Annotated in this window: 15 protein-coding genes and 1 pseudogene; 4 read left to right on the forward strand and 12 right to left on the reverse strand. The window is 73.2% G+C overall.

Going from position 1 to position 22,355, the window contains the following annotated elements; translation table 11 throughout:
* Positions 1 to 27: 27 nt before the first annotated feature.
* Positions 28 to 1,059, forward strand: a complete 1,032-nt coding sequence (locus ACNKF0_RS04245; RefSeq protein ID WP_416956019.1) for a hypothetical protein — start codon at positions 28 to 30, stop codon at positions 1,057 to 1,059.
* Complete coding sequence (locus ACNKF0_RS04250) at positions 1,056 to 2,324, forward strand: glycosyltransferase (protein ID WP_416956021.1); 1,269 nt, start codon at positions 1,056 to 1,058, stop codon at positions 2,322 to 2,324. The genes ACNKF0_RS04245 and ACNKF0_RS04250 overlap by 4 nt, the downstream gene beginning before the upstream one ends.
* Before the next feature lie 3 nt (positions 2,325 to 2,327).
* On the opposite strand, the gene ACNKF0_RS04255 is transcribed toward ACNKF0_RS04250, so the two are convergent.
* The 9 genes from ACNKF0_RS04255 to ACNKF0_RS04295 form a co-directional block, all read right to left on the reverse strand.
* Entirely contained in the window at positions 2,328 to 3,566 is a 1,239-nt protein-coding gene (locus ACNKF0_RS04255) for a WD40 repeat domain-containing protein (protein WP_416956023.1), read from the reverse strand.
* 25 nt (positions 3,567 to 3,591) lie between these two features.
* Positions 3,592 to 4,764, reverse strand: coding sequence for an acyl-CoA dehydrogenase family protein (locus ACNKF0_RS04260; protein ID WP_416956025.1), 1,173 nt, complete (start codon positions 4,762 to 4,764; stop codon positions 3,592 to 3,594).
* Positions 4,764 to 5,900, reverse strand: coding sequence for an acyl-CoA dehydrogenase family protein (locus ACNKF0_RS04265; RefSeq protein WP_416956027.1), 1,137 nt, complete (start codon positions 5,898 to 5,900; stop codon positions 4,764 to 4,766). Before ACNKF0_RS04265 ends, ACNKF0_RS04260 begins: the two co-directional genes overlap by 1 nt.
* A 10-nt stretch (positions 5,901 to 5,910) precedes the next feature.
* Complete coding sequence (locus ACNKF0_RS04270) at positions 5,911 to 7,062, reverse strand: acyl-CoA dehydrogenase family protein (protein ID WP_416956029.1); 1,152 nt, start codon at positions 7,060 to 7,062, stop codon at positions 5,911 to 5,913.
* 136 nt (positions 7,063 to 7,198) lie between these two features.
* Complete coding sequence (locus tag ACNKF0_RS04275) at positions 7,199 to 8,497, reverse strand: S1C family serine protease (RefSeq protein WP_416956031.1); 1,299 nt, start codon at positions 8,495 to 8,497, stop codon at positions 7,199 to 7,201.
* A gap of 88 nt (positions 8,498 to 8,585) precedes the next feature.
* On the reverse strand, positions 8,586 to 9,113 hold the full coding sequence (locus tag ACNKF0_RS04280; protein WP_416956034.1) for a GNAT family N-acetyltransferase: 528 nt from the start codon (positions 9,111 to 9,113) through the stop codon (positions 8,586 to 8,588).
* A 13-nt stretch (positions 9,114 to 9,126) separates the two neighbouring features.
* Complete coding sequence (locus tag ACNKF0_RS04285) at positions 9,127 to 9,648, reverse strand: SigE family RNA polymerase sigma factor (protein ID WP_416956036.1); 522 nt, start codon at positions 9,646 to 9,648, stop codon at positions 9,127 to 9,129.
* Between the two features lie 13 nt (positions 9,649 to 9,661).
* Positions 9,662 to 10,372, reverse strand: coding sequence for a hypothetical protein (locus tag ACNKF0_RS04290; RefSeq protein ID WP_416956038.1), 711 nt, complete (start codon positions 10,370 to 10,372; stop codon positions 9,662 to 9,664).
* Positions 10,373 to 10,536: 164 nt separating this feature from the next.
* Positions 10,537 to 12,816 (reverse strand): ATP-binding protein, encoded by a 2,280-nt coding sequence (locus ACNKF0_RS04295; protein ID WP_416956040.1) that lies wholly within the window; start codon positions 12,814 to 12,816, stop codon positions 10,537 to 10,539.
* 292 nt (positions 12,817 to 13,108) lie between these two features.
* Between ACNKF0_RS04295 and pulA the strand changes: the two genes are divergently transcribed.
* Positions 13,109 to 18,808, forward strand: a complete 5,700-nt coding sequence (gene pulA, locus ACNKF0_RS04300) for a pullulanase-type alpha-1,6-glucosidase (RefSeq protein ID WP_416956042.1) — start codon at positions 13,109 to 13,111, stop codon at positions 18,806 to 18,808.
* Between the two features lie 64 nt (positions 18,809 to 18,872).
* Here pulA and ACNKF0_RS04305 read toward each other — a convergent pair whose 3' ends face one another.
* The 3 genes and pseudogenes from ACNKF0_RS04305 to ACNKF0_RS04315 all read right to left on the reverse strand — a co-directional run.
* A complete protein-coding gene (locus ACNKF0_RS04305) occupies positions 18,873 to 20,177 on the reverse strand; it encodes a citrate synthase (protein WP_416956044.1) in 1,305 nt (434 codons plus the stop codon).
* A gap of 137 nt (positions 20,178 to 20,314) precedes the next feature.
* Positions 20,315 to 21,115, reverse strand: coding sequence for an NAD(P)/FAD-dependent oxidoreductase (locus tag ACNKF0_RS04310; RefSeq protein WP_416956046.1), 801 nt, complete (start codon positions 21,113 to 21,115; stop codon positions 20,315 to 20,317).
* Positions 21,116 to 21,177: 62 nt separating this feature from the next.
* Positions 21,178 to 21,846 (reverse strand): annotated as a pseudogene (locus tag ACNKF0_RS04315) (FAD-dependent oxidoreductase); the annotation flags it as partial.
* A 53-nt stretch (positions 21,847 to 21,899) separates the two neighbouring features.
* Between ACNKF0_RS04315 and rplM the strand changes: the two are divergent.
* Positions 21,900 to 22,343 (forward strand): 50S ribosomal protein L13, encoded by a 444-nt coding sequence (rplM, locus tag ACNKF0_RS04320; protein WP_299922594.1) that lies wholly within the window; start codon positions 21,900 to 21,902, stop codon positions 22,341 to 22,343.
* Positions 22,344 to 22,355: the final 12 nt, after the last annotated feature.

The following is a 22,355-nucleotide window of genomic DNA, read 5'->3' on the forward strand; positions in this document are numbered from 1 at the left end:
CTGTCCAACGTCGATGAGGATGATCGGGTGCTCAGGCCCGCCTCCCACCTCCACGACACGGACCTCGCCGCGCCGCACCACCTGCTCCTCGGCCCCGACACGCACGGGGTCACCCGATACGCCGGCGAGGTGGCCGGCGCTGCCCGGGCGCCCGTGGTCCGCGACGTCGCCCTGCTGGTGCCCGGGGCGGCGGTGCACCTGCACCTGACCGACCGGCTGCTGGGCCGCGAGCCGGGAGAGGCAGCGGACACGGTGGAGCGGCTCGCCCGGCGGGTGCGCCTGACGGTGACCCTGCACGACGTCCCACAGCCCACCGACGGCCCCGTGTTCGCCGCGCGTGCCGAGGCGTACGGACGCATCGTGCGCGCGAGCCACGCATGGGCCACCAACTCGTGGCACGAGCACGCGCTCGTCGACCGCTGGAGCGCCACCGGGGCCCGCGGGACCGTCATCCCGCTGCCGGTGCCCGTCGCGCCCGGCCGACCCGGTCGACCCGCTCCGTCCGCTGCGGCGGGCGGAGCCGTCGACCCGGAGCCGGTGGTCGGCGTCTTCGGCTTCGTCTACCCCGGCAAGGGCCACCGCCAGGTCGTCCGCGCGGTCGCCGCGCTGCGACGGGCCGGAACCATGGCCTCGGTGCGGATCCTCGGCGACGCTGCGCCGGGCCACGCCGACGAGGTCGACGGGCTGGTCCGCACGGCCCGGGACAGGGGAGTGCCGGTGGAGGTCACCGGCCGCGTCCCGGAGGACGACCTGGTCCGCGCGCTCCGCGGCGTGGCGGTCGGGGTGACGGCGCACCGCAACGTCTCCGCGTCGGGCAGCCTCAACTCCTGGATCGCCGCCGGTCGGCGCCCCCTCGTGCGCGACGGCTCCTACGCCCGCGAGATGGCCGCGCTCCGTCCCGGCACCCTCAGCCTCTTCGACGACTCCACCCTCGTCCCGCGCCTCGACGCCGTGCTGCGCCGACCGACGTCGACGTGGACCGCTCCCGACGCCGACCTCGGTCCGCGGATCGAGGACACGGCCGCGGCCTACCGCGCGTGGTGGGCGTCGGTCGGATGACCGCGCCGCCCTGGGGCACCTCGGTGCCGGGCAACCGCTGGGACCTCGCGCCCGACGGTGCGCCCCGGCGGCGGGTGTCGGTCGTGGTCACCCACTTCGAGCAGCAGGACGAGCTCGACCGCACGCTCGCGGCACTTCGCCGCCAGACCCGGCTGCCGGACGAGGTGATCGTCACCGACGACGGGTCGCACCGGGCGCCCGAGGTCCCGCCCGGGGTGCGCGTGGTCCGGCAGCACGACGACGGCTTCCGGGCGGCAGCCGCCCGCAACCTCGGCGTCGCGGCGAGCACCGGCGAGGTGCTGGTGCTGCTCGACGCCGACACCGTCCCCGAGCCGCACTTCGTCGAGCGCATGGTCGCCCTGCCCGAGGCCCTGCCCGAGGCGCTGGTCGTGGGACGCCGCCGGCACGCCGACCTCGCCGGCACCGCGCCGGACGGGGCGATCGAGGAGGTCGCGCCACCGCTGGAGCTGCCCGAGCCGGCCTGGCTCCGCGACGCGTACGCCGACAGCCGCGACCTGCTGGACGCCGACCACACCAGCCACCGCTTCGTCATCAGCGCCGTCCTCGCGTGCAGCCGCTGGTGGTACGACGAGGTCGGTGGCTTCGACGAGACCTTCTCCGCATACGGCGGCGAGGACTGGGACTTCGCCCACCGCTCCTGGACCGCCGGCGGTCTGGTGGCGCACCGCCGCGACGCCGTCGCCTGGCACGACGGACCGGACGCGGGAGCCCGTGAGGCGGACCCGGGCGCACTCCTCGCCGAGACCGTGGCCGTCGCCGATCGCACGTCCGCGCCCGGCACCACCTGGCGCGGACTGACGCGCGGTCCGGCCGACCTGGTCGTCACCCTCGCCCCGACCCTGGGTGATGCGGAGCTGCTGGTGAGCGTCGACTCGCTGCTGGCCGCGCTGCCGCGCACCGTCGTACGACTCACGGAGCGGCAGCGCGACCTGGTGGGCGACGACCCCCGGGTGGTGCCGGCCGACGAGGACGTGCCGGCAGCGGCACGGCTCCACCTCGAGGTGCGCCAGGGCCTGTTCGGCGACGTCGCTGCGTGGACGTCGATCCTCGAAGGCCTCGACGGGGGCCCGGGCTCCCGCGAGGTCGCGGCCGGTAACGCCGAGCTGCAGGACTTGCGCCTGCACCGTCGGGCCGAGCGGTGGGGGCGCCCCGACCTCGCGACCGCAGGCCCGCCGCTCGACGCGACGCTGCGGCCGTGGACCGAGGACGTCACGCTGGCGGCGTGGCTCGGGGGCTGGGCCTGACGGCTACGAACGACGCGTGCGGCGCAGCACGGCGCGCGCGAGCGCCCACGCCAGGAGGCCGGCCGCGACGGCGAGCACGCCACGGAGCGGCCACGGCCACGGACCCCGGTCGACGTCGTCGGGGGTGACGACCTCGAGCGAGGCGGCGACGGACGCGGCCAGCTGGAAGCGACCAACGCCGAAGGACGTCAGGTCCGACATCCGCATCAGGGTGCGCGGCTCGGTGCCGTCGAGCGGGACCACGGAGAGGGTCTGCTGGTCGTCCCCGCAGCACGTGTCGGTGCCCTCGACGGCGAGCACGGTGAGCACCCCGTCCGGGCCGGACCAGCCCAGGACGCGCCCCGGACCGGTGAGGTCGAGCGGAAGGGAGTCGGGCACGTCGCCGGCGCTCCCGGTCGCGTCGACGAAGGCCAGCCCGGTCGGGATGCCGGGAGCCTCCACACCCGGCGGTGCCTGTACCGGCTTCGTCGTCGTGACCGCGAGCAGCCGGCCGTCGGGGGACCAGGCGGCGGGACCCGCCAGCACCCCGTCGACCTCGAGGCTGCGCTCGGCACCGTCCTGCAGGTCCACGACGGTGACCACGCCCGACTGGTCGACCGCGAGCTCCGAGCCGTCGGGCGAGAACGCCGCCCCGGTGGACGACCTGTCGAGCTCCAGCACCTCGGCCGCGTCGTCGGGGAGGTCGAGCAGGGCGATGTCGCCGGTGATCCGGCCTCCGGAGTAGGGGTTCGTCGCCTCGTCGGAGACCAGGCTCGCGAGCGTCCGACCGTCCGCGGACCAGGCCACCGGGACGACGCTGCGCCCGGTGGGGAGCGGGTGGCGGGTGGTGTCGCCGGTGCTCAGGTCGACGACGACCACGTCGGGGCGGTCCATGTCGTGGTCGCCGACCGCCACCCGGGTGCCGTCGGGCGACAGCAGCATCGGCGCCGGGTCGCCCTGGGTCTCGCCGCCCGCCCGCTCCTCGGCCACGTCGACGCGGCGGTAGGCGTCGCCACCGGACCCGAGCACGACCGCCTGCGGGAAGTCGAGGAACTCGACGCCGTAGCCGTGCTGCCACAGCGCGACGACTGGCCCCGGTGGTGACGACGAGACCGAGCCGGTCAGGTGCGAGTAGCCCGCCATCTCCGCCGGCACCGCGGGTGCGGCGACGGTCGTCGGGCTGCCGCCCTGGCCGGTGAGGACGACGACGAGCGCAGCGACGGCCAGGCCGACGACGGGAGGCACTACGGCTGCCTGGCGCACGCCCGGAGTCTAGGGGCGTACGGCGTCAGCCGAAGGCGCTGATGCCCGTCTCGGCGCGGCCGATGATGAGCTTCTGGATCTGCGACGTGCCCTCGTAGAGCGTCATCACCCGTGCGTCCCGCAGGTACTTCGCGACCGGGAAGTCGTCGACGTAGCCCGCCCCGCCGTGCACCTGGATCGCGTTGTTCGCGGCGCGCACGGCAGCCTCCGAGGCGAAGAGCTTGGCCTTGGAGGCAGCGACCCCGAAGGGCTGGCCCCGGTCGATGAGGTCGGCGCACCGCCAGGCCAGCAGCCGCGCGGCGTCGGCGTCGAGCGAGATGCCGGCGATGAGGTCCTGCACGAGCTGGAAGGACGCGATCGGCTTGCCGAACTGCGTGCGCTCCGTGGCGTACGCCACCGACGTCTCGAGGCAGCCCTGCACGATCCCGACGCAGCCCGAGGCGACGGCGAGACGGCCCTTGTCGAGGGAGCCCATCGCGATCTTGAAGCCCTGGCCGACCTCGCCGAGCCGGGCCGAGTCCGGGACGCGTACGCCGGACAGGAACAGCTCGGCGGTGGCCTGGCCGCGCAGCCCGAGCTTGTGGCGCACCTCGCGGGCCTCGAACCCGGGAGAGTCGGTCGGGACGAGGAACGCGGTCACGCCCCGCGGGCCGTCGTCGCTCGTGCGCGCGAAGACGAGGGCCACGTCGGCCCACGTGCCGTTGGTGATGAAGAGCTTCTGGCCGTCGATCACCCAGTCGGCCGCCTGTCCTGAGCCTGTCGAAGGGTCGCGGACCGCCCGGGAGGTGAGGTTGCCCGCGTCGGACCCGGTGCCCGGCTCGGTGAGCCCGAAGCACCCGAGCGCCGTCGCGGAGGTGAGCCGGGGCAGCCACTCCTGCTTCTGCTCCTCGGAGCCGTGGTCGAGGATCGACTTGCCGACCAGGCCGCTGCTCACCGACACGATGCCGCGCAGCGCGGAGTCGGCCCGGCCGAGCTCCTCCATCGCGAGGGAGTAGGTGACGTAGTCGCCACCCACGCCGCCGTACTCCTCGGGGATGGTGAGCCCGAAGAACCCCAGCTCGGCCATCTTCGGCACGATCGCCAGGTCGACGGACTCGTCGTGGTCCCACCGCATCCGGTGCGGGACGGCCTCCCGCTCGAGGAAGTCGCGGGCGAGGTCGCGGAAGGCCTGCTGCTCGTCGGTGAGCGAGAGGTCCATCAGACCGCGTCCACCAGCTCGTGGTCGGTGACGCGCGCGGACAGCCGGCCGAGGTGGTGCCCGGCGTTGCCGAGCCACTGCTCGAGCACCGTGAGGTGCGCGGTCCCCACGCCGACGGCGTACTCCGCGGTCATGCCGATGCCGCCGTGCAGCTGGATCGCCTCCTGCCCGATGTGGCGCGCCGCCCGGCCGACCTGGAGCCCGACGCGGTCGGCGGCGTCGGCCACGACCTCGCGGTCGCCGCCCGCGATGGTCATGGTCGCCCAGTCGACGGTGCTGTGGGCGAGCTCGAGCGAGACGTACATGTCGGCAGCGCGGAACGTGAGCGCCTGGAAGGTGTTGAGGGTGACCCCGAACTGTTTGCGGCTCTTGAGGTAGTCGGTCGTCGCGCGGACCTGGCTCTGCATCACGCCGAGCGCCTGGTTGGCGCCCATGATGCGGGTCAGGTCGCTGATCGTGGCGATGCTGGCCGACAGGTCGCGGCCGGGCTCGCCCAGCGGAGTGGCCTCACTGCCCTCGAAGCGGACCGTGGCTGCCCGGGTCAGGTCGGCGGCTGCGTAGCCGGTCACCGACGCCGCGGTCGCGTCCACGACGAAGACGCCCGTGCCACCGTCGGGCAGCGCTGCCGTGACGACGAGGTGGTCGGCGGACGCGCCGCCCATGACCGGGTCGGCGACGCCGTCGAGGGTCCAGGTGCCGTCGGCCACCGAGGCACGTACGCCGTCGGCGTCCGAGGTCCAGCGGTCGCCGGGGGAGGTGTCGGCCGCGGCGAGCAGGACCTCGCCGGCGCTGAGGCGCCCCAGCAGGTCGGCCTTCTGCGCCGCCGTCCCGACCGCGGCCACCAGGCCTCCGGCGTGGACGACCCCGGACAGGTAGGGCTCGGGTGCGAGCACGCGGCCCAGCTCCTGGCACACGATCCCGATCTCGACCGGACCGGCGCCGACGCCGCCGTCGGCCTCGCTGAAGGGCAGCCCGAGGACGCCCATCTCGGCCAGGCGCCCCCACAGGGCCCTGTCGAAGCCCGGGTCGTCGGCCACCGTGCGGCGCCGCGCCTCGTGGTCGGCGTACGCCGTCGCGAGCAGGCCGCGGACGGCCTCGCGCAGCGCCTGCTGCTCGTCGTCGTAGGTGAAGTCCACGTCGTCCCCCTCAGAGTCCCAGGATCGTGCGGCTGATGATCTGGCGCTGGATCTCGTTGGACCCGCCGTAGATGGAGGCCTTGCGCAGGTTGAGGTAGGTCGGCGCCGCACGGCGCGCCCAGCCCTCCTGGGGCGAGTCGTCGCCCGCGTGGGCGGCGAGTGACGCAGGCCCGGCGAGGTCGAGCGCGAGCTCGCTGACCGCCTGCTGGAGCTCGGTGCCCCGCAGCTTGAGGACCGAGGAGGCCGGGTGCGGCGCGCCGTCCGAGGAGTGCGCGACCACCCGCAGCGCGGTGAGCTCGAGCGCCAGCAGCGCGGTCTCGAGCTCGGCGACACGGGCCCGGACGAGCGGGTCGTCCATCTGCGCGGCCGCCGACCGCTTGAGCCCGGCGAGGGCGCGCTTGGTCGCGCCCACCGGTGCGACGCCGACGCGCTCGTTGCCGAGGAGGAACTTGGCGATGGTCCAGCCGCCGTTGAGCTCGCCGACCAGCAGGTCGCCCGGCACCCGGACGTCGGTGAACCACACCTCGTTGACCTCGTGGCCGCCGTCGATCAGCTCGATCGGCCGCACCTCGACCCCGGGGGTGGTCATGTCGATGAGGAGCATCGAGATGCCGGCCTGCTTCTTCACCTCCGGGTCGGTGCGCACCAGGGTGAAGATCCAGTCGCCGTGCTGGCCCAGCGTCGTCCAGGTCTTCTGGCCGTTGACGACCCAGTCGTCGCCGTCGCGGACCGCGGTCGTGCGCAGGCTCGCGAGGTCGGAGCCGGCGTCGGGCTCGGAGAACCCCTGCGACCACCAGATGTCGAGGTTGGCCGTGGCGGGGAGGAAGCGTTCCTTCTGCTCCTGCGTCCCGAAGTGGGCGATGACCGGCCCGATCATGGAGGCGTTGAACGCCAGCGGGATCGGCACGCCCGCGCGCTGCATCTCCTCGTGCCAGAGGTGCCGCTGGAGCTCGGTCCAGTCCTGGCCGCCCCACTCGACCGGCCAGTGCGGCACGGCGAGGCCCTCGGCGTTGAGCGTCCGCTGGGCCTCGACGATCTGGTCCTTGGTGAGGTGCCTGCCCTCGAGGACGGTGTCGCGGATCTCCTGCGGCACCCGGGTGGTGAAGAACTCCCGCATCCTCGTCCGGAACTCCGCGTCGGCGGGGCTGAGCTCGAGCTGCATGTGACTCCTCGGGTCGACGGCTGGCCCCATCATGTCCGTCGCCCGGTAACGGGTCCATGCACGCACTCCCGCCCCCACCAGTGGGGACGGGAGTGTCGTCGTCGACCCGTTGCCGACGCCGGGGTGGGCGAGCGGGTCAGCCCTGGGTGGCGTCGGAGTCGAGGACGAGGTCCGCGCTCTGCTCGTCGCCGCCGCTCGTCCAGGTGACGGTCACGGAGTCGCCGGGGCGGTAGGAGCGGATCGTCGCGACGAGGGAGTCGGCACCGGTGATCCGCTGGTCGTCGACCTGGGTGATCACGCTGCCCGCCGTGAGCCCGGCCTCGTCCGCGGTCGAGCCGGGCGTCACCTCGCTCACCACCGCGCCTGCGGGGTCGCCGGTCCGCGGGTCGCCGACCTGGATGCCGAGGCGGGCGTGCGTCGGGGTCTCGCCGGCCGCCATCTGGTCGACGATCGGCATCACCTCGTCGATGGGGATCGCGAACCCGAGCCCGATCGAGCCGCCCTGCGCCTGGCCGTAGGGCGACTGCGACGCGGCGGTGCGGATCGAGGAGTTGATGCCGACGACCGCACCGGTCATGTCGACGAGCGGGCCACCGGAGTTGCCGGGGTTGATGGCGGCGTCGGTCTGGATCGCGGGGTACGTCGTGGAGTTGCCCTGGTCGTCGGAGCCGACGTTGACCGGACGGTCGAGCGCGCTGACGATGCCGCTGGTGACGGTCGCGTCGAGGCCGAACGGCGAGCCGACGGCGACGACGCCCTCGCCGACGCCGAGGTTGGCCGACTTGCCGATCGTGGCCGGGGTGAGGTCGGAGACGCCCTGGGCCTTGATGACGGCGGTGTCGGTGAGCGGGTCGGTGCCGAGGACCTCGGCCTCGGCGCTGGTGCCGTCGTCGAAGGACACCGTGACGGTGCCTCCCTCGGCTCCCTCCACCACGTGGTTGTTGGTCAGGATCGTGCCGTCGGCGGTGAGGATGATGCCGGAGCCGGACCCGGCACCCTCGGCGGTCGTGACGTCGATCTTCACGACGCTGGGCAGCACCTTCTGGGCCACCGACTCCACCGACCCGTCGGCCGGGGGCGTGTCCGGCTGCGACGACACCTGCGAGGTCGACACCGGGCTCTCCTGCGACGAGCCGCTCGAGCCGTCCTGGGTCGCGTCCCACCAGGCGGCGCCGCCGATGCCGGCTCCTCCGCCGACCAGCAGGGAGGTGGCGACGACGGCGGCGGCCAGTCCGGCCCGTCCCCGCCCGGACCGCCCGCGCGGGGGCGTCTGGGTGGGCTGCTGGGCCGGGAACCCGGGATGTCCGGTGGGTGCCCCGGGCGCGGGCTGCGGGCCGGCTCCGGTCCACCCGGCGGAGGCCCGCTCGTAGGGGTTGTCCTGGGTCGGCCGGGGGTGGTGCTGGCCGCCGTGCTGGGGGGTCTGTCCGTCGCTCATGTCTACCACCATGCGTCGGGACCCTGTGGACGCGCTGAGAACGCGCTGGGAAGGTGCAGAGACCTCGCCGCGGATCACGGCACGACCCTCAACGGGGCAGGTCGGGGAGGGCCAGCCACTCGGCCCAGCTGAGGTCACGGCCGACGTAGCGGGGCCGCTCCAGCGGCCACTCCGTGGCGATCCAGCGGGGGACGAGCTCGTCGAGGGCGGCCTCCAGCTCGGTGCCCACGCACTCGTCCACGACCCACCACGAGATCTCGGCGTCGGCCTCCGGCTTCTCCGGCGGGTCGATGTAGACGCACCCCAGCAACGCCGTCTCGTCGGTGTCGAGGAGCGCGTAGTTGAAGGACTCGTGGGTCTCCATCTCCGCTGCGTGGCGGGCGAGGTCGGCGCGGTCGGCCTCGTGGGTCATGTCGGCGGGGGGCCATCCCCAGGCCTCGCCGTAGATGCTCCAGAGCCGCTCGCGCGAGCCCATGACGGCGACCATGTCGAGGTCGGTGTCCTCGGCGCGGATCGGTCGCAGGTGGTGCCCGAAGGGGACCTCGACCCTGGCCGGGTGGCGGAAGTCGGCGGGCAGCCAGGCCGGACGGGCGGGGGTCGTGGACGGGGTCGACATGGGAGGTCCTCTCTCAGGGGGTGGTGGTCGTCGGGCTGCTGCCCGGGTGGGACGCGAGCCGGCGGAGCGCCGCGAGGCCGCGGCTGGTGTTGGACTTGACGGTGCCGGTCGAGCAGCCGAGGACCGCGGCCGTCTCGGCGACGCTCAGCTGCTCGTAGTAGCGCAGGGCGACCGCGGCGCGTTGCTGGGGTGGGAGCGCCAGGACGAGGTCCCAGAGCCGTGCGGCCGGCTCGACCGTCACGTCCTGCCGCGGAGCCCGCACGGACTCCGGGACGGTGGCCGAGGCGACCTCGTCGCGCCGCCACGGCTGTCGCTGCCAGCTGACGTACTGGCGGGTGATGGTGCGTCGGACGTAGGCGTCCGCCGCCGCCCCCTCGCGGAGACCGTCCCACCGGGGAAGCACCCGGACGAGTGAGTCCTGGAGCAGGTCCTCCGCGCTGTGCGGGTCGCCGGCGACGGCGCGCGCCCAGCGGAGCAGGGCGGGCCGCCGCGCGGCGACGTACGACGCGAAGTCGGGGACCGACTCGTCCGGCACGACGGGTGGCACGTCAGGCCCGGCGCACCGAGCGCAGGAGCGCCGCCGAGACCACGACCAGCCAGATCGGGCCGGTCATGCCGGCCATGTACTGCACGGGGCTGACCAGGAACAGCGTGGTCAGCCCGCCGAGCACGAGGCTGGTCCAGCCGACCCAGCGCGGGAACGCGCCCTGCCGGAAGGTCGCGCTCACCATGGCGAGCGCCGTGAGGCCGATGCCGCCCCACAGCCACGGGATCGTGCCGATCCAGTGCCCGAAGAAGACGACCGTCTCGGGGACGTAGGCGTCCTCGGGCGCGGCGAAGGCGAAGGCGAACTCGGTCGTCAGGCCGGCGCCCATCAGCTGGGCGACGCACACCAGCACGACACCGATCGCCGCCACGCCGGGCACGATGCTGTCGGGGTGCGTGCGCCGCTGCAGGTGCCGGTGCAGGCCCGCGGCGAACACCACCAGCAGGGCGCACGACACCATGGTCGCGGTGTGGAAGACCAGGACCTGCGGCACGAGGTCGGCCATCGCCTCCGCGATGGCCTCGGCGTCGCCCAGGTTGTCTGGCTCGTACACCGCGTCCACCGTGGTGCTGGCCACGACGGAGGCGATCCCGGCGAGGCCGGCGCCGAGGCCGGCGCGCATCCACCCGCGGCCGGGTGGCCGGGTCGGTGCGCCGGTGCTGGCGTCGCGGTGCGGACCGGACGCGGTGGACGGGTCGAGCGTGGTGCTCATGTGCGGCTCCTCGGGTGGCCTCGCGTGGCCTCAGTGACTTCAGGTGGATGGGCACGGGTGTGTGCCGTGCGACCACCATCGAGGCGTACGACGCCGGCGGGCCACGGACAGCCGCAGGTGTACGAGCGGTGTACGGGGTCCGAGCGGGTCAGGTGCGGCCCGGGTCAGCCCGAGGGCCGTCCGGGGTCGCGCAGCATGCCGGCCGCCTGCAGGGTGGAGAACCCGCGTCCGGTGTCGAGGGCGTCGTCGTAGCGGTCGGCACCGAGGTGCGACCGCGCGTCGTCGGCCGCCGCGGTGATGGCGGCCGGGTCGGGCCGGTAGTAGCCGTATCCGGCCGCCCCCTGGGCCTCGCGGATCGCCTGGGCGGCGCCGAGCAGCAGCGGCACGCGTGCGTGCTGGTCGGAGGCGGCGGCGAGCACCGCACCCGCGTCGAGGAGGTAGGCGAGGTTGGCCTGGTCGCCGGTCTCCAGGGACAGCCGGGTGCCCTCCTCGAGGTGGCGGCGGGCGGCGTCGTGGTCGCCGCGTGCGAGCTCGACCTGGAAGAGGTTGTAGAGCGCGATGTAGGACGACAGCCGGTCCTCCCTGCTCCTCGCCGAGTCCAGGCCGGCCTCGATGAGCCGGACGGCCTCGTCCGCGTCACCTTCGAGGAGTGCCACGGTCCCCAGCCAGACGTGCGTCAACCCCCAGGTCCACTGGACCTCGGGGCCGGCGACCTCCGCATGGTGCCTGGCCGTCTCGAAACGGTCGCGGGCCCGAGCGAGGTCGCCTTCGACGAGAGCCACCAGGCCCTCGCCCGCCACGGCGTTGGAGAGGATCGCCGGGTCGTCGCCGGCGCGCTCACGGGAGCGTGCCCACCATCCGCCGGCCGCTGTGACGTCGTCCATGGCGAAGGCCATCGTGGCGGCGGCGAGCGCAGCGCGGGCGTGCACGTCGTCGGGCAGGTCCGCGGCGTGCTGGAGGGCGGTCTCCGCGAACCGCCGGCCGTGGTCGTGGCCGCCGCGCAGCCACCAGTAGAGCCACAGCTCCCATGCCATCCGGGCCGGGGTCTCGATGTCACCGCCCGCCAGCGAGCGCTCGGCGGCCGCCATGAGGTTGGCGTGCTCGAGGTCGATGCGGTTGAGCGCCGCGACCTGGCCCCCGTCGCGATAGCTCGAGTGGTTGGTCTCGGCAACCGTGAGGTAGTGAGCCGCGTGGGCCCGCGCCGCCTCCTGCCACTCGCCCGCCTCCCGCAGCAGGTCGCGGGCGTACTGGGCGACCGGCTCCAGCATGCGCAGGCGTCCCGAGCCGTCGGCGAGGACGAGCGAGTGCTCCACCAGCTCCTCGAGGCTGGTCACCACCTCGTGCTCCGCGATCCCCGCGCGGGACGCGACGGCCTCGAGGTCGGCCAGGGTCGTGCCGCCGACGAAGACGCCCATCAGCCGCAGCAGCCGGCGTGCGGGCGCGTCGAGCAGCCCCTGGCTCCAGTCGAGGGTGGCGCGCATCGTGCGCTGGCGGGGCGGGAGGTCGCGCGGGCCGGTCTGCAGCGCGGTGTCGAGCCGGTCGAGCAGCGCGGCCGGGTCGAGCAGGCGCGCCCGCGCCGCGGCAGGCTCGAGGGCCAGCGGCAGCCCGGCCAGTCGCTCGCACGTGGCGGTGACCGCTGCGGCGTCGGACGGGCCGGCGCCCCAGCCGGGGTTGACCCGCTGCGCGCGGTCGAGCAGCAGCAGTGCGGCGGGGGAGGGCGAGCCGTCCGGGAGGTCCACGACCTCGAGCGGGTCCACGGCGTACTCGGTCTCGCCCCGCACCCGCAGCGGCGCGCGGCTGGTCGTCAGCACGGACAGGTCGGGCACCGCCTCGACGAGCGCGGCGACGTCGGGGGCCGCGTCGAGCAGGTGCTCCACGTTGTCCAGGACGAGCAGGAGGTGCTGGCCGCGCAGGCGGGCGACGATGTCGTCGCCGACCGTGCGGGACGGGTCCCGCGGGGCGTCGACAGCGTCGGCGACCGCCGTCAGCACCTGCTCGGGCTCGAGGAGCGGGGCGAGCTCGACGAGGCGTACGCCGTCGGCGTAGCGGTCGCGGACCTGTGCCGCGGCGGCCAGGGCCAGGCGGGTCTTGCCGACCCCGCCGGGACCGCTCAGGGTGACCAGGCGGCTGGTCCGCAGGAGGTCCGCGACGCGGCCGACGTCGTCGTCACGGCCGAGCAGGGGGGTGGCGGGCACGGGGAGCTCGCGGGTGCGCACCGGCGCGTCGGTGGCGGGGCGCGGTGACCTCGGCGGGACGGCCGCGAGCAGCTCGGTGCGCTGGTCCTCGGTCAGCTCGAGCGCGGCGGCGAGCGAGCGGAGCGTGTGCGGGTAGGGCCGGGTGCGGGTGCCCCGCTCCAGGGCGCTGATGGCGTGCGGACTGAGCCCGGCGCGCTCCGCCAGCTCCTCCTGCGAGAGCCCCGCGTCCTCGCGCAGGGCACGCAGCATCCCGCCGAGAGTGCCGTTCCCCCGTGTCGCCACGTCACCTCCGTGACCGCGTCGCGCCGTCTCGTCCCCCGAGTGGTGGCGAGTGTAGTGATCCGCGAGCCGCGGCACGCACGATCGGAGGGGTGGACTGCGACGGGCTCCGGAGAGCCGGTTCTGCAAGAACCGGCCGTTCCCACGCGGGGGACCGCTGAAAGATCTTGCAGGTGTTGCAAGTTCTCTCACGCCGACCCTAGTGTGACCGGCGCCACCCGGCCATCCGCGGCCGGGGTCTGCACCGTCTCGGGAGCCCATCGTGCGTCGTCCGTCCCCCGCCGTCCTCACCCGCGCCGGCCTGGCCACGGTCGTGGCCGCCCTCGCCCCCGTCGCGCCCGCAGCGGCGGACCACCGGGCCGAACCACCGGCGACCGTCACCCTCGTCGGCAGCCTTCAGGACGAGGTCGGCTGCCCGGAGGACTGGGCGCCGGCGTGCGAGGCCTCGGGTCTCGAGCGCCTGCCCGACGGGTCGTGGGAGCTCCTCGCCGAGGTGCCTGCCGGCACCTACGCCTACAAGGTCGCGGTCAACGGGTCGTGGCAGGAGAACTACGGTGCCGGAGGCGCTGCCGGCGGTCCGGACCTGCCGCTCGTGCTCGAGCACCCCGCGCGCCTGCGCTTCACGTACGACGACGCGTCCCACCGGATCGCCGTGGCCCCGGCCGAGCAGCCCTCCGCCAAGCCGACCAAGGTCGACCGGGAGCTCGCCGGCACCTCGCTGCGCGGTCCCCTGACGCGCGAGAGCTTCTACTTCGTCATGGCCGACCGGTTCGCCAACGGCGACCCGACCAACGACACGGGCGGCCTCTCCGGCGACCGGCTCACCACCGGGCTCGACCCGACGGACAAGGGCTTCTTCCACGGTGGCGACGTCCAGGGCCTGTCCGACCGGCTGGACTACATCGCCGACCTGGGCACCACCGCCATCTGGCTGACCCCCAGCTTCAAGAACCGGCCCGTCCAGGGCGCCGGCGCCGACGCGAGTGCGGGCTACCACGGGTACTGGGTCACCGACTTCACGCAGATCGACCCCCACTTCGGCACCAACGCCGAGCTCGAGGCGTTCATCGACGAGGCCCACGGGCGGGGCATCAAGGTCTTCTTCGACATCATCACCAACCACACCGCTGACGTCATCGACTACGAGGAGAAGCAGTACGGCTACGTCTCCAAGGAGGACGAGCCCTACCGCGACGCGGCCGGGAACGAGTTCGACGACCGCGACGTCGTGGGCTCGCCCGACTTCCCCGAGCTCGACGCCGCCACGTCCTTCCCCTACACGCCGGTCTTCCGGTCCGAGGCCGACCGCACGGTCAAGGTCCCGGCCTGGCTCAACGACCCGACCAACTACCACAACCGGGGTGACTCCACCTTCGCCGGCGAGTCCTCCACCTACGGCGACTTCGTCGGGCTCGACGACCTCTTCACCGAGCAGCCCGACGTCGTGGACGGGATGACCGACATCTACGAGGCCTGGGTCGACCTCGGCATCGACGGCTTCCGCATCGACACCGCCAAGCACGTCAACATGGAGTTCTGGCAGGAGTTCGCCCCCGCCATCCGCGAGCACGCCGCGTCGGTCGGCAACGACGACTTCTTCGCCTTCGGCGAGGTCTACGACGCGGACCCGGCCTACCTGTCGACCTTCAGCACCGAGGGGCGCCTCGACGCCACGCTCGACTTCGGCTTCCAGTCGGTCGGCACGGGCTTCGCCAAGGGCGGTGCCACGACGCGGCTGCGCGACTTCTACGCCGCCGACGACTGGTACACCGACGCCGACTCCAATGCCTACGCGTCACCGACCTTCCTCGGCAACCACGACATGGGCCGGATCGGCACCTTCCTGAAGGGCACCGGCTCCGAGCTCGAGCGCGACCGGCTCGCCCACGCGCTGATGTTCCTCACCCGCGGCCAGCCCGTCGTCTACTACGGCGACGAGCAGGGCTTCGTCGGCGACGGCGGCGACAAGGACGCCCGCGAGGACATGTTCCCCAGCAAGGTCGCGTCCTACAACGACAACGACCTCATCGGCACCGACGCCACGACCGCGCAGGCCAACTACGACACGTCCCACCCGCTCTACCGCACGATCCGCGGCCTCGCGGACCTGCGCGAGGACCACCCCGCGCTGGCCGACGGCGCGCAGCTGCACCGCTACGCCTCGAGCGACGCCGGCATCTTCGCCTTCAGCCGGATCGACGCCGACGAGCGCCGCGAGCACCTGGTGGCCCTCAACAACGCGACCACCGCCAAGACGGTCACCGTCGGCACCGAGATGCGTCGCAGCACCTTCAGGCAGGTGTGGCCGGCGGTGAGGTCGTCGCTGCGCACCGACGCCGAGGGGCGTACGACGATCACCGTCCCGCCGCTGTCGGCCGTGGTGTGGCGCGCGGCGGGCAGGCTGCCCGGACGCGCGGAGGCGCCGGCGGTGCAGTTCCAGAAGCCCTCGGCCGGCGGCACCGTCGGCGGGCGGGCGCCGATCACGGTCGGCGTCCCCGACGGCGGGTTCAACCAGGTCACCCTGGCCTGGCGGCCGGTCGGTGCGGAGGCGTGGACCACGCTCGGCACCGACGACAACGCCCCCTACCGCGTCTTCCACGACGTGCGGGCGCTCGCGAAGGGGTCGCTGGTCGAGTACCGCGCGGTGCTCCGCGACAGCAGCGGCAACCTGTCCGTCGCCTCGACCTACGCCGTCGTCGGCGACCCCGAGGCCGAGCCGACGCCCGGCGGCGGGGGCACCGGCGGACCGGTCACCCAGCCGGGCGCGGTCTCGATGCCGGGCAGCCACAACGCCGAGATCGGCTGCCCGGGGGACTGGCAGCCCGACTGCGCCGAGGCGCAGCTGTCGCTGGACCCGCAGGACCTGGTGTGGAAGCGGACCGTCTCCCTGCCGGCCGGTGACTACGCCTACAAGGCCGCCATCGACGGGTCGTGGGACGAGAACTACGGCGCGGGTGGCGCCCCCGGCGGCGGTGACGTCCCGCTGGTGCTCGACGCGCCGCGCGACGTGGCCTTCTACTACGAGCACGGCTCGCACTGGGTCACCACCGACGCCAACTCACCCGTCGTCACGCTGGCCGGCAGCATGCAGTCGGAGCTGGGCTGCGCCGGTGACTGGGCTCCCGACTGCATGCGCGGCTGGCTGAAGGACCCCGACGGTGACGGCACCTTCACGTTCACCACGACCGCCCTGCCCGCCGGCAGCTACGCCACCAAGGTCGCCCACGGCCTGTCGTGGGACGAGAACTACGGCGACGGTGGCGCGGCAGGCGGCGCCGACATCGCCTTCGACGTCCCCGCGACGGGGGTCGAGATGGTCTTCACTTACGACGTGGCGACCCATCGGCTCACCGTGTCCAGCCGCGCCGCCGGCGCCGCACCGGAGCTCTCGAAGGCGAAGGCGAAGTGGCTGCGCGACGACCTCGTCGCCTGGGACGTCCCCGACGCAGCGAGCCGTCGCTACCGCCTGCACTGGTCGCAGGCCGGCGACCTCGGCGTCGACGCCGAGGCCGTCACCGGCGGCTCGAGCGTGCCGCTCGCCCACGACCCCGCAGGCCTGCCCGACGACGTCCTCGCCGACTTCCCCCACCTCGCCGGCCACGAGGCCTTCCGCCTCGACCGGGCCGCTGTGCGCAAGGTGCCCGAGATCCTCACCGGGCAGCTGGCGGTCGCGTCGTACGACCCGGGCGGGACGCTGCACGACGCCACCGGCGTGCAGGTGCCGGGCGTCCTCGACGACGTCTACGCCGACGCGGCCGAGGCCGACCTCGGGCCCACCTGGCGCGGCAACCGGCCCACCCTGGCCCTGTGGGCACCCACCGCGCAGGACGTCGTGGCCGTGGTCGCCGGACGGCGCGTCGCCATGGACCGCCGGCGCGACGGCACCTGGACGGTGTCGGGACCCGCCTCGTGGAAGGGCGCGGCCTACGCCTTCGAGGTGACGGTCTGGTCGCCGGCCGCGGGCGCGGTGGTCACCAACCGGGTGACCGACCCCTACTCCGTGGCGCTGACGACCAACTCCGAGCGCTCGCTGCTCGTCGACCTCGCCGACCCGGCGCTGGCGCCGGCAGGCTGGGCGCGCACCACGCCGCCGGTGGTCGCGCAGCCCGAGGACCGCAACGTCTACGAGCTGCACGTGCGCGACTTCTCCATCGGTGACGAGACCGTGCCCGCCGCCGAGCGCGGCACCTACCTCGCGTTCACCCGCGACGACTCCGCCGGCATGCGTCACCTGCGTCGGCTCGCCGACGCAGGCCTCAACACGGTCCACCTGCTGCCGGCCTTCGACATCGCCACCATCGAGGAGCGCCGCTCGGCCCAGCAGACCCCGGCCTGCGACCTGGCCTCGCTCCCGCCGGACTCCACCGAGCAGCAGGAGTGCGTCGACGCGGTGCGCACGAAGGACGGCTTCAACTGGGGGTACGACCCCCTGCACTACACGACCCCCGAGGGCTCCTACAGCACCGATCCCGAGGGCCCCCGACGCACCGTCGAGTTCCGCCGGATGGTGCAGGGACTCAACGCCTCCGGTCTCCAGGTCGTGATGGACGTGGTCTACAACCACACCGCCGCGAGCGGCCAGGACCCGAAGTCGGTGCTCGACCGGATCGTGCCCGGCTACTACCACCGGCTCGACGCGTCGGGCGCCGTGGAGACCTCCACGTGCTGCTCCAACACCGCGACCGAGCACCGGATGATGGAGAAGCTGATGATCGACTCCGTGCTCACCTGGGCGCGGGACTACAAGGTCAACGGCTTCCGCTTCGACCTGATGGGGCACCACTCGCTGGAGAACATGACCCGCCTGCGGGCCGCGCTCGACGGCCTCACGGTCAAGCGCGACGGCGTGGACGGCAAGGCCGTCTACCTCTATGGCGAGGGCTGGAACTTCGGCGAGGTCGCCGATGACGCCCGCTTCACGCAGGCCACGCAGCGCAACCTCGCCGGATCGGGCATCGGCTCCTTCAGTGACCGCCTGCGCGACGCCGTGCGCGGGGGCGGGCCCTTCGACGAGGACCCGCGGGTGCAGGGCTTCGGATCCGGGCTCTTCACCGATCCCAACGGTGCCGCCGTCAACGGCTCGGCCGACGAGCAGCGCGAGGAGCTGCTGCACCTCGAGGACCTCGTCAAGCTCGGCCTGGCCGGCAACCTGGCCGACTTCCGCTTCCGGTCGTCGTCGACCGGCGAGGAGGTCGTGGGCTCCGAGGTCGACTACAACGGGCAGCCCGCGGGCTACGCCGCCGACCCGGCCGAGACGGTGACCTACGTCGACGCCCACGACAACGAGACGCTCTTCGACTCCCTCGCCCTCAAGCTGCCGCAGGGCACCTCGATGGAGGACCGGGTGCGGATGAACACCGTCTCGCTCTCGACGGTCGCGCTCTCGCAGGGCGTGGTCTTCTGGCACGCCGGCACCGACCTGCTCCGCTCCAAGAGCCTGGACCGCAACTCCTACGACTCGGGCGACTGGTTCAACCGGGTCGACTGGCAGCGTCGCGACAACACGTTCGGCTCGGGGCTGCCGCTGCGGGTGGACAACGAGGCCAAGTGGGACTTCATGCGCCCGCTGCTCGCCGACGCGGCGCTCGACCCCACCCCGGCGGCGATGGACGAGGCACACGCCCGCGCCCAGGACCTGCTGCGCATCCGCACGTCGTCGCGGCTCTTCCGTCTCGGTGACCTCGACGCCATCCAGGCCAAGGTGTCCTTCCTCGACACCGAGCCGGGCGTGATCGCGATGCTGGTCGACGACACCGTGGGCGCGGACGCCGACGCCGACCGCGACGGCGTGCTGGTGGTCTTCAACGCCACCCCGCAGGCGACCACGGTCACCGGTGCCGGCGCGGGCTGGTCGCTGCACGACGTGCAGGCCTCGGGCTCCGACGCGGTGGTGAAGGGGAGCACGGCCGGGGCCGACGAGGTGACGGTGCCGGCACGGACGACGGCGGTCTTCGAGCGCTGAGACGCACGGACGCCCCCGGCCGCGAGGCCGGGGGCGTCCTGTCGTACGACGGTGGTGCGGGGGCTCAGCTCCAGCGCTCGGCCGCCGCGGTGAAGGTCAGCTCGCGGTCGCCGGTGTAGATCTGCTTGGGACGCGCGATCTTCTGGTCCTTGTCCTGCACCAGCTCCGACCACTGCGCCAGCCAGCCCGGCGTACGGCCGATGGCGAAGAGCACGGTGAACATCTCCGGCGGGAACTGGAAGGCCTCGTAGATCAGGCCCGAGTAGAAGTCCACGTTGGGGTAGAGCTTGCGCTTGACGAAGTACTCGTCCTCGAGCGCGATCTTCTCCAGCTCGAGCGCGATGTCGAGGAGCGGGTTGGTGCCCGTGACCTCGAAGACGTCCTCGGCGGACTTCTTGATGATCTTCGCGCGCGGGTCGTAGTTCTTGTAGACCCGGTGCCCGAAGCCCATCAGGCGCTCGTTGCCGTCCTTCACGCCGTCGATGAAGGCGGGGATGTTCTCCTTGCTGCCGATGCGCTTGAGCATCCGCAGCACGGCCTCGTTCGCACCACCGTGGAGCGGTCCGTAGAGCGCGCCCACGCCCGCCGAGACGGCGGAGTAGGGGTCGACCTGCGAGGAGCCGACCGAGCGGACCGCATTGGTCGAGCAGTTCTGCTCGTGGTCGGCGTGGAGGATGAAGAGCACGTCGAGGGCCTTCACCAGGCGCTCGTCGGCCTCGAACTTCGACTCGCTCATCTTGAAGAGCATCGAGAGGAAGTTGGCGGTGTAGCCCAGGTCGTTGTCGGGGTACACGTAGGGCTTGCCCTGCGCGTGGCGGAACGCCCAGGCGCCGAGGGTCGGCATCTTCGCGATCATCCGCACGATCTGCATGTGCCGGTTGTCGGCGTCGCTGATGTTGCGGGCGTCGGGGTAGAACGTCGACAGCGCGCCGACGGAGGCCATCAGCATGCCCATCGGGTGGGCGTCGTAGCGGAAGCCCTGCATGAACGACTTCACGTTCTCGTGCACGAACGTGTGGTAGGTGATCTCGTGCACCCAGGTGTCGTACTGCTCCTTGGTGGGCAGCTCACCGTGGATGAGGAGGTAGGCCACCTCGAGGAAGTTGGACTTCTCCGCGAGCTGCTCGATGGGGTACCCGCGGTACTCCAGGATGCCCTTGTCGCCGTCGATGTAGGTCACCGACGAGCGGCACGAGGCGGTGTTGACGAACCCGGGGTCGTAGGTCGCGAGACCGGGCTGCTCCTCATCGAGGCGGATCTGTCCGAGGTCCTTCGCGGCGATCGTGTTGTCGGTGATCGCGATGTCGTACGTCTGACCGGTCCGGTTGTCGGTGACAGTCAGGGAATCCTTGGCCGCAACGTCGGTCACGTCGGCTCCTGTCTCTGCGCTCGATGCGTTTCGAGCGTCTTGTGTACGTCTGTGGGGTCCCCTCAACCTAGACCGGAGCGCGTGACGACCGCGAATCAGGTGTCCAGCAGTGGGACGTCCGGCGGCACCGGACGGCGTCACCGTCCGGCGACGCGGTGGGCCACCCGGGCGATGCGGCTGGTGCGTGCCAGGCCGGCGTCCTCGCGACGGTCGGCGGCACGGTAGAGGCCGTACAGCGCGTGCACGCCGGCCCACCTCAGCGGCTCCGGCTCCCACCTCCGGACCCGGTGCCCGGTCCACGGCAGCCGGGTCAGCTCGATGTCGTGGCCGAGCACCAGGTCGCGCAGCGTCCGACCGGCCAGGTTGGTGGCGGTGAGGCCCGAGCCGACGTAGCCGCCGGCATGGCCGAGGCCTGTCGCGGGGTCGTAGGCCACGCTGGCGCTCCAGTCGCGCGGCACGCCCAGCACCCCGCACCAGGCGTGGTCGAGCCGCACGCCGGCCAGCGAGGGGAAGAGGGTCGTCAGCGTGGAGCGCAGCTGCTCGACGGTCCGGTCCTGGGTGCGGCCGTCGACGTCGGTCCGCGAGCCGAAGCGGTAGGGCACGCCGCGTCCACCCATCGCGATGCGGCCGTCGGCGGTGCGCTGGGCGTAGCAGTAGGCGTGCGCCTCGTCGCCGAGCAGCTCCTCGCCCTCCCACCCGATCTCGCGCCACTGCGAGGCGGTGAGCGGCGCGGTGACCACGATCGCGGAGTTCATCGGCAGCCAGTCGCGCCGGTGCCCGGCGAGCCCGGCGGTGAAGCCCTCCAGGCAGCGCAGCACCACCGGGGCGCGCAGGGTGCCGCGCTCGGTGACGACCGTGCCGGGGGAGACCGCCGTGGCGCGGGTGCCCTCGTGGATGCGTACGCCGCGCTTTCGCACGACGCGGGCGACGCCGGCCACCAGGCCTTCGCGGGCTGCACCCGCGCGCAGTCGGGGTCGAGGTGGCCCGACACGGCGCCGGCCACCCGGATCCGCTCGGCCACCTGGGCCGCGGTGAGCTCGCCGCCGAGGCGCCGGCGCTGCGCCTCCGACCGCGCGACGGTCAGCACGCCGCTGCGGACGATGTCGGCCTCGATGCCCTCACGCGCGGCCACGCCGACGACCTCGTCGACCGTGCCGCGCAGCGCGTCACGCAGCCGACGTACGCCGTCCTCGCCCGCCACCGCGGCGTACGTCCGCGCGCTCCCGGCGAGCTCGCTCGAGAGCCACCCGCCGTTGCGACCCGAGGCACCGAAGCCGGCGAACTCCGCCTCGACGACCCGGACGTCGAGGTCGGGATCGGCCTCGACGAGGTAGTACGCCGTCCACAGCCCGGTGAGCCCGCCGCCGACGACCACCACGTCGCACGACGTGTCACCCTCGAGCCGGTCGGTGGGAGTGGGCAGCCCGACCTGCTGCCACCAGAAGGAGACGCCGCCGTTGCGCACGGGGCCATTGTGCTCACGCGACCGCGCTCCGGCGGCCCGCTCCTCGTTTTGACCCCTCTCGCGCGTGAGCCGTAGTCTTGCTGGTCGCGACTCCTGCCGCGCCCGATCCCTCAGGGACCGGGTGCAGATCCGGACGTCATCCCCAGTCTCCCAGCGGAGCCGGGGAGCGATCCGGGCCGTGTTCGTCAGAAGCCGCAGCAGCACCAGTCGGCCCTCGTCCGAGGGCCGGGACCAACGAACCAGAACGGGATACCGCCGTGCGCACGTACAGCCCCAAGCCCGCTGACATCCAGCGTGAGTGGCACGTCATCGACGCCACCGACGTGGTCCTGGGCCGCCTCGCCGTCCAGACCGCCAACCTCCTCCGCGGCAAGCACAAGCCGACCTTCGCCCCCCACATGGACATGGGCGACTTCGTCATCATCGTGAACGCCTCGAAGGTGTCGCTCTCGGGGTCGAAGAAGACCACCAAGATGGCCTACCGCCACTCCGGCTTCCCGGGCGGCCTCTCGGCCACCCCCTTCGGTGAGCTCTTGGAGAAGGACGCCCGCAAGGCCATCGAGGGCGCTGTGTGGGGCATGCTCCCGAAGAACAAGCTCGGTCGCCAGGTGCTGAAGAAGCTCAAGGTCTACTCCGGCCCCGACCACCCGCACCTGGCCCAGCAGGCCACCCCGTTCGAGATCTCGCAGATCTCCCAGTGACTGAGGACTCAC

The sequence above is a fragment of the Nocardioides sp. T5 genome (genome assembly GCF_048161455.1).
Classification (GTDB): Bacteria; Actinomycetota; Actinomycetes; order Propionibacteriales; family Nocardioidaceae; genus Nocardioides.

What these genes read in the sequence shown, in the direction of transcription:
- ACNKF0_RS04250 (WP_416956021.1), top strand. Translation starts at nt 1,056, where the DNA reads ATGACCGCGCCGCCCTGGGGCACCTCGGTGCCGGGCAACCGCTGGGAC.
- ACNKF0_RS04260 (WP_416956025.1), bottom strand. Translation starts at nt 4,764, where the DNA reads ATGGACCTCTCGCTCACCGACGAGCAGCAGGCCTTCCGCGACCTCGCC.
- ACNKF0_RS04270 (WP_416956029.1), bottom strand. Translation starts at nt 7,062, where the DNA reads ATGCAGCTCGAGCTCAGCCCCGCCGACGCGGAGTTCCGGACGAGGATG.
- ACNKF0_RS04275 (WP_416956031.1), bottom strand. Translation starts at nt 8,497, where the DNA reads ATGAGCGACGGACAGACCCCCCAGCACGGCGGCCAGCACCACCCCCGG.
- ACNKF0_RS04280 (WP_416956034.1), bottom strand. Translation starts at nt 9,113, where the DNA reads ATGTCGACCCCGTCCACGACCCCCGCCCGTCCGGCCTGGCTGCCCGCC.
- ACNKF0_RS04290 (WP_416956038.1), bottom strand. Translation starts at nt 10,372, where the DNA reads ATGAGCACCACGCTCGACCCGTCCACCGCGTCCGGTCCGCACCGCGAC.
- ACNKF0_RS04295 (WP_416956040.1), bottom strand. Translation starts at nt 12,816, where the DNA reads ATGCTGCGTGCCCTGCGCGAGGACGCGGGGCTCTCGCAGGAGGAGCTG.